Annotated in this window: 13 protein-coding genes and 1 tRNA gene; 4 read left to right on the plus strand and 10 right to left on the minus strand. The window is 60.5% G+C overall.

The window, feature by feature from the left end; translation table 11 throughout:
• Window positions 1-373: 373 nt before the first annotated feature.
• The 3 genes from KW825_RS05935 to KW825_RS05945 form a co-directional block, all read right to left on the minus strand.
• Entirely contained in the window at window positions 374-544 is a 171-nt protein-coding gene (locus KW825_RS05935; protein WP_042652065.1) for a XapX domain-containing protein, read from the minus strand.
• A gap of 124 nt (window positions 545-668) precedes the next feature.
• Window positions 669-1943 carry a NupC/NupG family nucleoside CNT transporter gene (locus KW825_RS05940; RefSeq protein WP_042652064.1) on the minus strand — a complete coding sequence of 425 codons (1275 nt, stop codon included), beginning with the start codon at window positions 1941-1943 and terminating at the stop codon, window positions 669-671.
• Window positions 1944-2156: 213 nt separating this feature from the next.
• Complete coding sequence (locus tag KW825_RS05945) at window positions 2157-2942, minus strand: TatD family hydrolase (protein ID WP_218328619.1); 786 nt, start codon at window positions 2940-2942, stop codon at window positions 2157-2159.
• A 40-nt stretch (window positions 2943-2982) separates the two neighbouring features.
• On the opposite strand from KW825_RS05945, the gene tppF reads away from it, so the two are divergent.
• Window positions 2983-3597 (plus strand): type IVa pilus pseudopilin TppF, encoded by a 615-nt coding sequence (gene tppF / locus KW825_RS05950; protein ID WP_218328620.1) that lies wholly within the window; start codon window positions 2983-2985, stop codon window positions 3595-3597.
• Here tppF and KW825_RS05955 read toward each other — a convergent pair.
• The 5 genes from KW825_RS05955 to KW825_RS05975 all read right to left on the minus strand — a co-directional run bounded on the left by KW825_RS05955 (window position 3566) and on the right by KW825_RS05975 (window position 8261).
• A complete protein-coding gene (locus KW825_RS05955) occupies window positions 3566-3742 on the minus strand; it encodes a fructose-bisphosphate aldolase (RefSeq protein WP_218328621.1) in 177 nt (58 codons plus the stop codon). The genes tppF and KW825_RS05955 overlap by 32 nt on opposite strands.
• Window positions 3743-3823: 81 nt before the next feature.
• On the minus strand, window positions 3824-4336 hold the full coding sequence (locus tag KW825_RS05960) for a GNAT family N-acetyltransferase (protein WP_218328622.1): 513 nt from the start codon (window positions 4334-4336) through the stop codon (window positions 3824-3826).
• 255 nt (window positions 4337-4591) lie between these two features.
• Complete coding sequence (rlmD, locus tag KW825_RS05965) at window positions 4592-5941, minus strand: 23S rRNA (uracil(1939)-C(5))-methyltransferase RlmD (RefSeq protein WP_218328623.1); 1350 nt, start codon at window positions 5939-5941, stop codon at window positions 4592-4594.
• A 283-nt stretch (window positions 5942-6224) separates the two neighbouring features.
• Window positions 6225-7652: an ammonium transporter gene (amt, locus tag KW825_RS05970; RefSeq protein WP_218328624.1), complete on the minus strand. Its 1428-nt coding sequence runs from the start codon at window positions 7650-7652 to the stop codon at window positions 6225-6227.
• A 524-nt stretch (window positions 7653-8176) separates the two neighbouring features.
• A tRNA-Leu gene (locus KW825_RS05975) sits at window positions 8177-8261 on the minus strand.
• Window positions 8262-8403: 142 nt separating this feature from the next.
• Between KW825_RS05975 and KW825_RS05980 the strand changes: the two genes are divergently transcribed.
• A complete protein-coding gene (locus tag KW825_RS05980; protein ID WP_218328625.1) occupies window positions 8404-8922 on the plus strand; it encodes an RDD family protein in 519 nt (172 codons plus the stop codon).
• 123 nt (window positions 8923-9045) lie between these two features.
• On the opposite strand, the gene lptG is transcribed toward KW825_RS05980, so the two are convergent.
• Complete coding sequence (gene lptG / locus KW825_RS05985) at window positions 9046-10116, minus strand: LPS export ABC transporter permease LptG (protein ID WP_218328626.1); 1071 nt, start codon at window positions 10114-10116, stop codon at window positions 9046-9048.
• Window positions 10117-10257: 141 nt separating this feature from the next.
• Window positions 10258-11370, minus strand: coding sequence for an LPS export ABC transporter permease LptF (lptF, locus tag KW825_RS05990; RefSeq protein WP_218328627.1), 1113 nt, complete (start codon window positions 11368-11370; stop codon window positions 10258-10260).
• A gap of 172 nt (window positions 11371-11542) precedes the next feature.
• Between lptF and pepA the strand changes: the two genes are divergently transcribed.
• The gene (gene pepA, locus KW825_RS05995; RefSeq protein WP_218291128.1) at window positions 11543-13054 is read left to right on the plus strand and encodes a leucyl aminopeptidase; all 1512 of its coding nucleotides are present in this window, start codon (window positions 11543-11545) and stop codon (window positions 13052-13054) included.
• A 170-nt stretch (window positions 13055-13224) separates the two neighbouring features.
• Window positions 13225-13680, plus strand: coding sequence for a DNA polymerase III subunit chi (locus tag KW825_RS06000; RefSeq protein WP_168236363.1), 456 nt, complete (start codon window positions 13225-13227; stop codon window positions 13678-13680).
• The last annotated feature ends 58 nt before the right edge of the window (window positions 13681-13738 follow it).

Below are 13738 nucleotides of genomic sequence, written 5' to 3' on the forward strand. Positions count from 1 at the left end.
CTCGATAAGTCCTGAATACCCGAGTCTGGCACTCGCCGTTCGAGATGAGATCGGCAAGAGAGCCCGGGTAAACGGGAGATGGAATTACAGCGCAAATGCACAGGCAATACGGCTGCAAATAAGGCAAGAGCCCTGTCACTTTCTTACAAAAGTGCGGACTTGGTTCCATGAAGACTTGAGAAAGGCCGACAACTGCTGACCCGACTTCCCAATCAATTCCATTTGACCGCCAACACCCAGCTTGTCCGAGTATTAGTCAATGCCAGCACCCTGCTGGCATCGCCTATTTCAGCCGAGATACCCCGTGTTTGCAAGCCGGATTTGCCAATTTCAGAGGTACCTCACATCTGACAAATCCGGTACTGGAAAGCGCTTAAGAGAAGAAACGGGTCAGGATCCAGGAGTAGGCAATCCCCCCCAGATAGACCCCGACGATCCCCATCACCCCGGACAAGACGGGAGGTGCCGGGATCGGCAATTTGAGGAAAGAAAACAACAAGCCAACGATAAAGCCGGCTGCAATCGCCAGTAGCACTTCATTCATATAACCTCCGATTCGACTCAATTTTATTATTAGTTTAGAAAGGAAAACGGTTGTCACCGCTCCAAACGCGAACGCCACAGCTTTTCGCTGTGGCGTTCGTCTTTACCTGAGTGTCAGGCAAATATTACATGGCTGTCAGTGCCAGGAAGAAGCCTGCGATGGTGGCAGACATCAGGTTGGACAGAGAGCCGGCCAGTACGGCCTTCAGACCGAAGCGCGCTATGGTGCCGCGACGGTTCGGTGCCATGGAGCCCAGACCACCCAGCAGGATGGCAACGGAGGACAGGTTGGCGAAGCCGCACAGGGCGAAGGAGATGATGGCCTTGGTGTGAGCTGACATGGCCACACCGTTGATCAGCACTTCATCTTTCAGGTAGGGGGCGAAGTTCAGGTAAGCCACGAACTCGTTCACCACCAGCTTCTGACCGATGAAGGAACCGGCCACCACGGCTTCGCTCCAGGGCACACCGATGAGGAAGGCCAGCGGGGAGAACAACCAGCCCAGCAGCAGTTCCAGAGACAGTTGCGGGTAACCGAACCAGCCACCCACACCGGCGAAGATGCCGTTGATCATGGCGATGAGGCCGATAAACGCCAGCAGCATGGCACCCACGTTCAGGGCCAGTTGCAGACCGGCGGAGGCACCGGCGGCGGCAGCGTCGATCACGTTGGCAGGCTTGTCGTCCAGATCGCCGTCGGCGGAGTTCTCGTCATAGCTGGGGGTCTCGGTTTCCGGAACCAGCAGCTTGGCGAACAGCAGACCACCCGGGGCAGCCATGAAGGAGGCGGCGATCAGGTATTCCATCTTGACGCCCATGGAGGCATAACCGGCCAGCACGGAGCCGGCAACGGAGGCCAGACCACCACACATGACGGCGAACAACTCGGAATCTGTCATCTTGGAGATGAAGGGACGCACCACCAGCGGGGCTTCAGTCTGACCGACGAAGATGTTGGCGGTCGCAGACAGGGATTCGGTACGGGAAGTACCCAGTACTTTTTGCAGGCCACCACCCAGCAGCTTGATCACCCACTGCATGATGCCGAGGTAATAAAGAACCGCGATCAGGGAAGAGAAGAAGATGATGACGGGCAGGACGCGGAAGGCAAAGATAAAGCCGCCGCCGCCGAACACTTCAAACATCTTGTTGCTGACCAGACCACCGAACAGGAATTCGATACCGTTTTGGCCATAGCCGATGACGCTGGAAACGGCATCGGATACACCTACCAGAATGTCCCGGCCCACTGGGACGTACAGCACGAATGCACCCAGACCGGCTTGAATTGCAAAGGCACCACCCACGGTGCGGATTTTGATTGCCTTGCGATTGCTGGAAAACAGCACCGCGATAAGGATGAGCGTCGCCATCCCTACCAGACCCATTATTAGATTCATTATTAACACTTCCTCTTTAGTAGCACCTTCCAGCTTGTTAACGTTTTGTATCTTAAAGCCGTTAATCAAGGGTGCGCATTATACTAATTACGGTGCGACAAAGTAGAATGCTGGTCACATTTTATAAGTGTGAAACGCGTTAGACGTCGTTTAATTAGACCGCAAACGATTTTTATGCGCCCTATTTTTTATCACAGCGATATCAATAGTTAACTAAGCGTTAAATTCGTTCGGGGTGAATGGGAATGTCTGCAAAGAGGATTCATGTAACACCGAAATAACATCCTCTAACGACTCTCCTCGCAGCTCGGCCAGGAGTTGCGCAATCAGCGGCAGGCTGGCGGGGGTATTGGGCCCCTCCTGTCCCTGCAGTGGCATGTCGGGGGAGTCCGTCTCCAGCAGCAACGCCTCCAGCGGCATATCGCGGATCGCCTCCCGGGTCTTGTTGGCTCGCTCATAGCTGATGACGCCCCCGATCCCCAGCCTGAAACCCAGCTGCCAGAAGGCGTTGGCCTGCTGCAGCGAGCCACCGAAGGCGTGGATCACCCCGCCCCTTGCGGGCTTGAGGCGCCGCAACGTCTTGGCGACGGTGTCGTTGGCCCGCACCGAGTGGACTATGAGCGGCAACTCATAGCTCATGGCCAGCCTGATCTGCGCCTCGAACAGCTCGAGCTGCCCCTCCTGCGGCACATGGCTGCGCAAGTCCAGCCCGCACTCGCCGATGGCCACCAGCCCCTTGGGCCGGCTCGCCAGCAGACACTCCAGCCGTGCCAGCACGCCCTCGGTCTGGGATCCCACATACCAGGGATGGATGCCAAGACCATAGCGGATGCCTGGGTGGCGGTCGGCCAGCGCCATCACCCGAGTCCAGTTTTCTTCTCCCACGGCGGGGATGATATACTCCCCAACCCCCAGCTGACGCCACTGGGCCAGCAGTACCTCCCGATCGGGATCGAAGATCGGAAAGTCGAGATGGCAGTGGGTGTCGATCAGTTGCATATCACTCTTACCTGCTTGTCGTATCTGATGGGTCTATTCAATGCTAAAACGCGCTTCCCACGGCTTTACCCTGATAGAACTGGTGCTGGTCATCATAGTGCTGGCCGTCCTGGCGGTGACCGCCATGCCCCGCTTCATCAACATCCAGGACGATGCGCTCAAGAGCAGCGTCTCCGCGACCGCCGGTGGCTTTGCCAGCGCCGTCCAGCTTGCCCATGCGGGCTGGGCCGTCAAGGTGAAGGGAGAGCCGCTGGCACTCTATAACTTTAGCGGCATGGGGCAGCAGGATCTCGACATCAACTCCCATGGCTGGCCGGTTGGCACCAAGGAGGATCAGGGCGGCCAGGGTCCCGACACCATCTTCCCTGGCGGTGACAGCGATCAGATCTCCGTCAGCAGCCGGGACGATTGCGAGAGCCTGTTCGGTGGCCTGCTCGATACCGATCAGACCGCGGCCGATGAGCTGCATACCGACGCCGACAGCGACTACATCTCGCAGCTCGTTCCGGCCGATGCACAGACCGACGGGCAGCTGCGCCACGACAACTGCCGCTACACCCTGCGCGACTCCATCGGCCGCTTCCCCGCTTATCCGGACGGGTTGGGATTTGAGTACAACAGCGTCAGCGGGGCCGTGGCCCGCAACTTCGATTGAGCGACGAGGGGTCCTCCTCCGGTACCTCGGGTTCCCGCTCATCATGACGCACCGGCGCGCAGCAGCGCCGGTTCTCAGGCACCAGCCCCCACTCCTGACACCAGGCATCGTAGCGAGCCAGCCAACGCAGCAACACACCTCTCATGATCCGCTCCTTGTTCCGATAAGGGCCTTATCATCGCCAGCACCGGTAACACTGGTCACCCGGCATCAGCGGCCCGCCACCTCATGATTTCCCCTGCGGCAACAGCAGGCCCATGCCGATCTCGTCGACATCGCGATCATCCAGTCGATAGGCGTTGCGCCGGATGCCTTCGTCGATAAAGCCGCACTTGCGATAGAGCCCATGAGCCGCCTCGTTATGAGCCATCACTCCCAACTCCAGCCGGCTGATGCCACAACCCGGCGCGGCGGCGATCAGCGTGCGTAGTAACCGCTCACCCCAGCCCTGACCCCGTGCGCCCTGGCGCAGCCCCATCACGATCAGGGCGCAGTGGCGGTTGCGCCGCAAGCCACCACCCATCATCAGCGCGAACCCCTGCACCTCATCGGCCAGGGTCAACAGCCACATGCGCTGATTGACACTGGCCTGCATGGCGGCCAGACGCTGGCGCTGCCCCTCGAGATCGGATGGGCGCTCCCCCGCCTCGAACAGCATGAAACGCGTCTCCCGATCCAGCTGTTGAAAGAAGTGATCCAGCGCCGCGACGTCCTCCGCCCCGGCCAAACGAATGCTCATATCAGGCTCCCTGCCAGTCAGCTACCCCTTGGCGGCCATAAAAAAACGACTCCATTTGGAGTCGTTTTTATCAGAGCCATCTGGCTAATTCCATCTATTCCTGAGGGACATGCCCGGCACGGAGGCGCCCGGCAGGACATCAATCAACCTCTCGCCGATCAGCCATTGTCTGACAGGCTCAGGCGGGCGACGGCTTCCACGTGCATGGCGCATGGGTGGAACATGTCCACCGATGGGCTATCAACCTCTCGCCGATCAGCCCTTGGCTGGCAGGCTCAGACGGGCAACGGCTTCAACGTGCATGGAGTGGGGGAACATGTCCACCGGCTGCACCTCGTCCAGCACGAAGCCCTGCTTGACCAGGTAGGCCAGATCCCGGGCCAGGGTCTGCGGGTTGCAGGAGACATAGACCAGGCGACGCGGTGCCATGGCGACCAGAGTCTGCAGCACCGCCTTGTCACAACCCTTGCGGGGGGGATCCATCACCACCACATCGGCGCTCACGCCCTGGGCGTGCAGCTCGGGCATCAACTGCTCGGCCTTGCCCACGTGGAATTCGGTGTGCTCTATGCCATTGAGGGCCGCGTTGCGGCGGGCATCCGAGATCGCGCTCTCCACCGACTCGATGCCAACCACCTTGGCAGCCTTGGCCGCCAGGAACAGGGAGATGGTGCCGATGCCGCAGTAGATGTCGAACACAGTCTCGTTGCCGGTCAGCTCGCTGTATTCGAGCGCCTTGGAGTAGAGCACATCGGTCTGGCTCGGGTTGTTCTGGAAGAAGGAGAGCGGGGAGATCTCGAATTCGAGTTCGTGGATCTTGTCGCGGATGACGCCTTCCCCCAGCAGCACCCGGTTGCTCGCGCCCAGGATGCGGTTGGTGCGCTCGTCATTGACGTTCTGTACCAGGGTGGTGATGGGCAGACCCGCCAGCGCCGCCAGCAGCTCGGCTTCGAATGGCAGCGCTTCACCCAGGGTCACCAGTACCACCATCAGCTCGCCGCTCTTGAAGCCCTTGCGGGTCATCAGGTTACGGACACAACCGCTGTGGTTGACCTCGTCATAGGCCGCGATCTCGTGCGTGCGCATCCAGTTGCGTACCCGGGCATTGAGCTCCACGTGCAGGGAGTCCTGCACCGCGCAGTCGTCGGCGGTGATGAGATCGTGGGAGTGTTTGCGATAGAAACCGATCTCGGCACCGGCCTCGCAGCCACGCACCGCATACTGCGCCTTGTTGCGATAGGCGAAGGGGCTATCCATGCCGAGTATGGGGTTGACCTGGGTAGCCAGCCCGGCCTGATCCAACGCGCTCTGCACCAGCGTCTGCTTCAGCTTGAGCTGGGCCGGATAGGCCAGCGGCCTGACCTGGCAGCCACCGCACTCGGTGTTCGGGCAGAAATCGGCGACCCGATCGGCGGAGGCCTGAGTCAGCTCGACCAGCTTGCCGTGCAGATAGTTCGGTTTGACTTCGGTCAGCTCGACCAGCGCCTGCTCACCGGGCAGCAGACCCTCGACAAACAGAGGGCGATCGAACAGGCGACCCTTGCCGTCCCCTTTGTCGGTCAGTTCCAGAATATCGATCTGATGTTGGTGTCCCACTAACGGCATGAGCGGCTCCGAAGGCATAGATAAAAGGATGGAAGCGGGCTAACCCGGCTACCCCAAATAAAGGGTGGCAGAGTTTAGCGGAGATCCGTCCAAATTGCAGGCATAAATCACCGCCTAAAACAGGCCGGCAGGATTGAATGGCGATCCGGTTGCAGGTTGCAGGCATCAATCTCCGCCTGAAACAGGCCAGCAGGATTGAATGGCGATCCGGCTACCCATGGCAGCCATAAAAAAACCGCCGGACAGGGCCGGCGGCAAGCTTGTTAACGGGAACCCGATGCGGTTACAGGCTGTAGGCCTTCTCACCATGACTGGTGACATCCAGCCCTTCCCGCTCCGCATCTTCCTTCACCCGCAGGCCGATCAACAGATCCACCGCCTTGTATGCCACGGCGGAGACCACGGCGGTCCATGCCACCGTCACCAGCACGCCGATGATCTGGATCTTCACCTGCGCCAGGATGGAATAGCCCTCGGCGACCTGGTTGGTCACATAATCCCACACCCCGGTACCGCCCAGATCCGGGCTGGCGAAGACCCCGGTCAGTACGGCCCCCAGGATCCCGCACACTCCGTGCAGACCGAATACGTCCAGGCTGTCATCGGCCCTCAGCAGGCGCTTGAGACCATGCACACCCCACAGCCCGGCCACCCCGCTCAGGATCCCGATGATGAGGGCTCCACCGACACCGACGAAACCGGCAGCAGGAGTGATGGCAACCAGGCCGGCAACCGCACCCGAGACCGCACCCAGCAAAGAGGGACGTCCCTTCATCAGCCATTCGGCAAAGGTCCAGGAGAGGGCGGCCGCAGCCGGAGCCAGCCAGGTGTTGATCAGTGCCAGTGCGGCTGTGCCGTTCGCTTCCAGCGCGGAACCGGCGTTGAAGCCGAACCAGCCGAACCAGAGCAGGGCGGCCCCTATCATGGTCATGGTCAGGCTGTGCGGTGCCATGGGGTCACGACCGTAACCCACTCGCTTGCCGGTCATGTAGGCGCCGACCAGACCGGCAACCGCCGCGTTGATGTGCACCACTGTGCCACCGGCGAAATCGAGCGCGCCATGCTGGAACAGGTAACCGGCGGTGGCCGTCGCCGCGGCCGCCGTGTCGGCCGAGGTGTAGGCATCAGGACCGGCCCAGTACCACACCATGTGCGCCATCGGAATGTAGGCGAAGGTGAACCAGATCACGGCGAACAGCAGCACCGCCGAGAACTTCATCCGCTCGGCAAAGCCACCGACGATGAGCCCGCAGGTGATGGCCGCGAAGGCGCCCTGGAACACCACATAGATGAGCTCGCTGATCCCCACCCCTTTGCTGAAGGTGGCGGCGATCGACTCGGGGGTGACCCCGACCAGCAGCACCTTGTCGAATGAGCCGTAGAAGGCTCCCCCTTCGGTGAAGGCCAGCGAATAGCCGTAGACCACCCAGAGCACGGTGATGAGGCAGAACAGGGTGAACACCTGCATCAGCACGCTCAGCATATTCTTGGCACGCACCAGGCCACCGTAGAACAGGGCCAGGCCCGGGACGGACATCAGGATCACCAGGATGGCCGCCAGCATCAGCCAGGTATTGTCTCCCTTGTTGATGGTCACGGTCGCCGCTGTCTGCACCACATCAGCCTGTGCAGCCACCTCTTCGGCCCAACCCGGGGCGGCCATGGTGGCGGTCAGCACCAGCAGGCCAGTCATTACGAGTCTCTTGAACATACAGCCCTCTCCTTCCCTGTCATCCCGGCACCTGGCCGGGTCCATTTCCTGATATGAATGTCTAACTTGGCTATTCACTCAAACCCACATCGGTAAATCGGTATTGCCCTGTCACGACCCTAGGCATGACCCCGCAGGGATCATCATGGCGACATGATTGTGTTAAAGCATAAAGCAGGCCAAAAAATAAATTACATAATATTCAATATCTTGTGTGATATCCGAAGAAGGGTTGCACCATGTTGGCGCACCTGGTTCACAAACAGGAACGAAATCGCACTCCCGCTGTGCAGAGCCGGGAGGGCGCACCAAGATGTGACAGGGGTCAGGAAGAATGCGGGTACTGCCTTTGCCAAGACGGCCAGCAGAGGTGAGCAGAGGAGAAGGGAGAGCCCCCACTTGCAGCAAGTGAGAATCCTGGGCGTGACAGTGGGTGGAGGCACAGAGCATGGGCTGGCGGCCGCCAAGCAGCAGAAAAACAAAAGGCCATCCGTGAGGATGGCCTTTTGTCATTGAATTCTAAATGGTGCCCGGGGTCGGACTCGAACCGACACGTCTTTCAACGGCGGATTTTGAATCCGCTGCGTCTACCGATTTCGCCACCCGGGCAACTGCGAGGGATTATACGAATGGCGCTTGGGCATGCAAGGTGTTTTTCTCGCGTCGGATCCCGTTTGCTCATTTATTCAACGCCTTGCCGATGTGGGGTCAGTTACATAGAATGCCCGCATCATATTAATGGAATAGCATCATGGCCAAGCGCAAGACAGTCTCCTCCCCGACCCCTCCCCCTCAGCATCAATATCCTTCCGCCGGTCTGCTGCGCCGCCTGGGCGCCCTGCTCTATGACTATCTGGTGGTCATCGCCCTGTTGATCATCGCCGGCTTCATCGGCATGGGGGTTGCCCAGTTACTGCTGGCCACCGGCATGGCGAGCGTGCCCGAGGGCAAGGATGCCTCCTGGCTGCTGACCAGCCCGCTCTACAGCGCCTGGCTGGCCCTGGTAATCTGCGGCTTCTACACCTGGTTCTGGACCCGTGCCGGCCAGACCATCGGCATGCGCGCCTGGCGTCTGCGCATCCAGAATGTGGATGGCAGCAACATCCGCATCACCCAGGCCCTGATCCGGCTCGGGACTGCCGCCTTCGGACTCGGCAACCTGCTGTGCGTGATGAACCGCCAGCGGCCACGCGCCTTCCAGGACATCTGGTCCGAGTGCGAGGTGGTGGTGCTGAGCAAGCAGGAGAATCTGGAGCAGCTGAACAAATAAGGCCGCTTGAATGACGAGAAGGGCACCCCGGGGTGCCCTTCTCGCCGCCTGTCTCCATGGCTCGTATCGCCGTGGACAGCATGAAAAAGGGCCCATGAGGGCCCTTTTCGTTTCGCCATCCGGCTATCGCCTGCGACTCAGGATATAGAAGGAAATACCGCCGAACAGCAGGCTGGGGGCGATGGCGGCCAGGATGGGCGGCATCGCATACACCAGGCTGACGGGGCCGAACACCCGATCGCTCACATAGACCGCAAAGCCGGTCATGATCCCCATCAGCATCCGCGCCCCCATGCTCACCGAACGCAGCGGGCCGAAGATGAAGGAAGAGGCCAGCAAAATCATGGCCACCACAGAGAGCGGCGACAGCAGCTTGCGCCACATCTCCAGCTTGTAGCGCCCCGCATCCTGCTTGTTGGCATCCAGATAGCCGATATAGTCGCGCAGGCCGGAGATCGGCAGGTTCTCGGGATCTATGCTGACCACCCCCAGCTGTTTGGGGGTCAGCTCCGAGCTCCACGCCATCTGTTCATGCTTCTCGTCCTGGATCTGCTTGGGATCGTCGAAGCGAGTGATATGCACCCGCTTGAGCAGCCAGTGATGCTGTTCGAACACCCCCTCCTGTGCCTGTACGACGTCGATCAGAGTACGGGACGGAGTGAAACGGTACAGGGTGATGCCGGTCAGGGCACCGTCGTTGCGTACCCCGTTGATATTGACGAAGTTGTTGCCATCCCGGGCCCAGACACCATAGGCCGAGACGGTCAGCCGTCCTTCCGACATGGCGCCCGCCTTGATGTCATCCGCCATCCGCTTCGCGGCGGGGGCCACATATTCCCCCATCAGCCCTACCAGCAACATCAGGGGGATCGCGGTCTTGAGCGCCGCCATCACTATGCTGATCTTGGAGCGGCCCGATGCCTGCATCACCACCAATTCCGAGGTGGTCGCCAGCTGACCGAGCCCGATGAGCCCCCCCAGCAGGGCCGCCAGCGGGAAGAACAGCACCGCCTCCTTCGGCATGGAGAGCAGCACGAAATAGAGCGCGTTGAGCATGTCGTAGTTGCCTTCCCCCACCGCCTTGAGCTGCTCCACATACTTGATGAGCGCAGCCAGCCCGACCAGGGTCAGTTCACACAACAGGATCGACATGAAAATGACCCGGCCGATATATCTATCGAGAATGCCAAACATCAGCCGAGACTCCCAGGTTGCAGCATCATGCCGATTTTCCCTTGAAATACGGTGCACGGAACATGGATCGACACGACGGCGACCCGCTTGTTATGCCTGTCAAGAACGTCAAACATCAGCAGAGATCCCTATGTTGCAGCATCATGCCGATTTCATTTTGAAGAAGTGGCTCTTCACCCCGTTCCACCAGGTCGTGCCATGCAGGTTGAGCGGCAGGCCGATTGCCAGCAGATAGACCATAGGCACCAGGAACATGCCGGGCCAGTGGGGCAGACGCCCGCTGTCGATGGCCGAGCGGGCGGCACTGAGCAACAGGAAATAGGAGAGATAGAGCAAAATGGCGGGCAGCAACTTGGCGTAGCGACCCTGACGAGGGTTGACCCTGGCCAGCGGCACCACCAGGAAGGTGAGCACCAGGATGGAGACGGGCAGCGACAGGCGCCACTGCAACTCGGCCATCAGCTGATTGTCCTGGGTGCCGAGCAACGCCACGGTCGGCTTGGCCGCCGCCTTGCGGTTGGAGCGCTCCATCTCCTGCTGACGGATCACCAGGCTGTACTCGTCGAAGCTGGAGATCTGGAACTGCTTGCCGGTGAACTGGCCCTCGTAGCGGGAGCCATCCTTCAGGGTCAACCACTGCAGGCCGTTGCTGTCTGCGGTCACATGACCCTCGCTGGCCACCACGACGGAGGGCGGCGAGGTGCCTTCGGCGCGCTGCAGCACGAAGATCTTCTGCAGCTCCGAGCCCTTGTCGTTCAAGTCCTGGATGTAGGCAACCAGCCGTCCCTTGTCGAGCTCCATGAAGCGGCCGGCCTGCAGGAAGGAGATGCCCGGATCGGCCTTGAATTCGTCGATCACCTGATACTCGCGCTCCTTGGCCTGGGGCGCGATCCAGCCGGTGTTGAACGCCGCTACCGCCGCCGTCAGCAAGGCCAGCAGCATGGCGCTGCGCATCACGAAGCGGTGGCTGAAACCCACGGCATGCATCACCGTCATCTCGCTTTCGGCATACAAACGACCATGAGCAAACAAAATGGCAAGGAACAGACTGATAGGCAGCATCAACAGCGCCATATTGGGCAGGTTGAGCAGCAGCAGGGTGGAAACCAGGCGCGTCGGCACCTCGCCATCGGCGGCGTCGCCGATGATCTGGATAAATTGCTGGCTGACGAAGATAAGCAGCAGTACGAATAACACCGCCAGCTGGGTTTTCAGGGTCTCCCTGAACAAATATCGGAAAACGATCACAGTCATTCCCAAGTAAACTTGTGTTTTTAGTCGAATGCCTGAAAAATAGGGCCCTATATTGGATTTTTACCAGTTTGAACTGCGGAGCCTGTGGCTGTTCGCTCCGCCTCTGATACCCCAACAAGCACCGCATTATTCAATAAAAGGTGCCTTTTGTCTTTAGGATGTAGGAGATTCCATGGAGTTCAGTGTAAAGAGTGGCAGTCCTGAGAAGCAACGCAGTGCCTGCGTCGTGGTTGGCGTGTTTGAGCCCCGTCGCCTCTCTCCGGTCGCCGAACAGCTGGACAAGATCAGCGACGGCTACATCAGCTCGCTGCTGCGCCGCGGCGATCTGGAAGGCAAACCAGGCCAGATGCTGTTGCTGCATCAAGTACCGGGCGTGCTCAGCGAGCGCGTACTGCTGGTCGGTTGCGGCAAGGAGCGGGAACTCGACGAACGCCAGTACAAGCAGATCATCAACAAGACCATCACCACCCTCAACGAGACCGGGTCCATGGAAGCCGTCTGCTTCCTGACCGAGCTGCACGTCAAGGGACGGGATACTTACTGGAAGGTGCGTCAGGCGGTGGAAACCACCAAGGCGGGCCTCTACAGCTTCGATCAGTTCAAGACCAACAAGGCCGAACCGCGCCGTCCGCTGCGCAAGCTGGTGTTCAACGTGCCGACGCGTCGGGAACTGACCATAGGCGAGCGCGCCATCGCCCACGGCCTGGCCGTGGCGAAAGGGGTGCGGGTCTGTCGCGACGTGGCGAACATGCCGCCCAACATCTGCAACCCGGCTTACCTGGCCTCCCAGGCCCGTCGTCTGGCCGATGCCTATGACAACATCACTACCAAGGTGATCGGCGAGCAGGAGATGGCCGAACTCGGCATGAACTCCTACCTGGCGGTGGCCCGTGGCTCCGACAACGAAGCCATGATGGCCATCATCGAGTACAAGGGCAACGGCGACGCCAAGCCCGTCGTGCTGGTCGGCAAGGGACTGACCTTCGACTCCGGCGGCATCTCCATCAAGCCGGCCGAGGGCATGGACGAGATGAAGTACGACATGGGTGGCGCCGCCTCCGTGCTCGGCACCATGCACGCCCTGGCCCAGTTGCAGCTGCCCATCAACGTCATAGGCGTGCTGGCCGGTTGCGAAAACATGCCGGGTGGCAACGCCTACCGGCCAGGTGACATCCTCACCACCATGTCCGGCCAGACCGTCGAGGTGCTCAACACCGACGCCGAAGGTCGCCTGGTGCTGTGCGATGCCCTCACCTATGTCGATCGCTACGATCCCGAGACCGTCATCGATGTGGCGACCCTGACCGGGGCCTGCATCATCGCCTTGGGCCACCACACCTCGGGTCTGCTGGCCAACCATAACCCGCTGGCCCACGAGCTGCTGAACGCCTCAGAGCAGGCCGGTGATCGCGCCTGGCGCCTGCCGCTGTTCGATGAGTACCAAGAACAGCTGGAGAGCCCGTTCGCCGACATGGCCAACATCGGCGGCCGCCCGGCCGGTACCATCACTGCCGCCGCCTTCCTGTCACGCTTCACCAAGAAGTACAACTGGGCCCACCTGGACATCGCAGGTACCGCCTGGAAGAGTGGCAAGGACAAGGGCTCCACCGGTCGTCCGGTGCCCCTGCTGACCCAGTTCCTGCTGAACCGGGCCGGCGTGGCGGATGTCGAAGACAAGGAGTGATTCCTCACGCCCGCCGCACCCTGTGCGCGGCGGGGAGGTGTTAACCCGTATCACAAGGAAGAGGCCCGCCTCTTCCTTGTTTCATTGAGAGAACTGGGGGAACCATGCCCGGCATGGCACCCCACCGACGGCCAATCGCTGTCCGTCACAGCCAAACGGGACCCAACCTGATGAGCCAAGTGACCTTTTACCTGATGAGTGAGCCGGATGACGCGCAGGCTTCCGCCGTCGAGCGGCTCGCCTGCCAGCTGGCGGCCGATGCCTGGGGCGCGGGCCATCTCTATCTGCATTGTGTGGATCAGGCTCAGGCCGAGCGCCTGGACGAGCTGCTGTGGCAGCTGCCGCCGGATCGCTTCGTACCGCATCAGTTGCAGGGCGAGACCGGTCAGGCCCCGGTCGAGATCGGCTGCCAGCCACCGAAGCGGCGCTATGCCTGCCTCATCAATCTGGCCGAACAGACACCTTTGTTTGCAGGACACTTCGCTCAAGTGGTAGATTTTGTCCCCACTGACGAAACGCAAAAGCAGCAAGCCCGCGAGCGCTACAAGCACTATCGCCAGGCAGGCCATGCCCTCGAGATGAGGGATCAGCCCGTCCTTGCCGCACCGGATCCGGCGCAGCCCTGACTGCCGCCCCCGCGATCCAGACCCCATCAACACCAGAATTCATCCAGAATACGGCGAG

The sequence above is a fragment of the Aeromonas sp. sif2433 genome (genome assembly GCF_019218705.1).
In the GTDB taxonomy this organism is placed as follows: domain Bacteria; phylum Pseudomonadota; class Gammaproteobacteria; order Enterobacterales; family Aeromonadaceae; genus Aeromonas; species Aeromonas encheleia.

Excerpts from the sequence above, each read along its gene's own strand:
- KW825_RS06000 (WP_168236363.1), top strand. The coding sequence starts at position 13,225 with ATGAGCCAAGTGACCTTTTACCTGATGAGTGAGCCGGATGACGCGCAG.
- KW825_RS05955 (WP_218328621.1), bottom strand. The coding sequence starts at position 3,742 with ATGAGAGGTGTGTTGCTGCGTTGGCTGGCTCGCTACGATGCCTGGTGT.
- KW825_RS05940 (WP_042652064.1), bottom strand. The coding sequence starts at position 1,943 with ATGAATCTAATAATGGGTCTGGTAGGGATGGCGACGCTCATCCTTATC.
- KW825_RS05945 (WP_218328619.1), bottom strand. The coding sequence starts at position 2,942 with ATGCAACTGATCGACACCCACTGCCATCTCGACTTTCCGATCTTCGAT.
- rlmD (WP_218328623.1), bottom strand. The coding sequence starts at position 5,941 with ATGCCGTTAGTGGGACACCAACATCAGATCGATATTCTGGAACTGACC.
- lptG (WP_218328626.1), bottom strand. The coding sequence starts at position 10,116 with ATGTTTGGCATTCTCGATAGATATATCGGCCGGGTCATTTTCATGTCG.
- lptF (WP_218328627.1), bottom strand. The coding sequence starts at position 11,370 with ATGACTGTGATCGTTTTCCGATATTTGTTCAGGGAGACCCTGAAAACC.
- amt (WP_218328624.1), bottom strand. The coding sequence starts at position 7,652 with ATGTTCAAGAGACTCGTAATGACTGGCCTGCTGGTGCTGACCGCCACC.
- pepA (WP_218291128.1), top strand. The coding sequence starts at position 11,543 with ATGGAGTTCAGTGTAAAGAGTGGCAGTCCTGAGAAGCAACGCAGTGCC.
- KW825_RS05935 (WP_042652065.1), bottom strand. The coding sequence starts at position 544 with ATGAATGAAGTGCTACTGGCGATTGCAGCCGGCTTTATCGTTGGCTTG.
- tppF (WP_218328620.1), top strand. The coding sequence starts at position 2,983 with ATGCTAAAACGCGCTTCCCACGGCTTTACCCTGATAGAACTGGTGCTG.
- KW825_RS05960 (WP_218328622.1), bottom strand. The coding sequence starts at position 4,336 with ATGAGCATTCGTTTGGCCGGGGCGGAGGACGTCGCGGCGCTGGATCAC.
- KW825_RS05980 (WP_218328625.1), top strand. The coding sequence starts at position 8,404 with ATGGCCAAGCGCAAGACAGTCTCCTCCCCGACCCCTCCCCCTCAGCAT.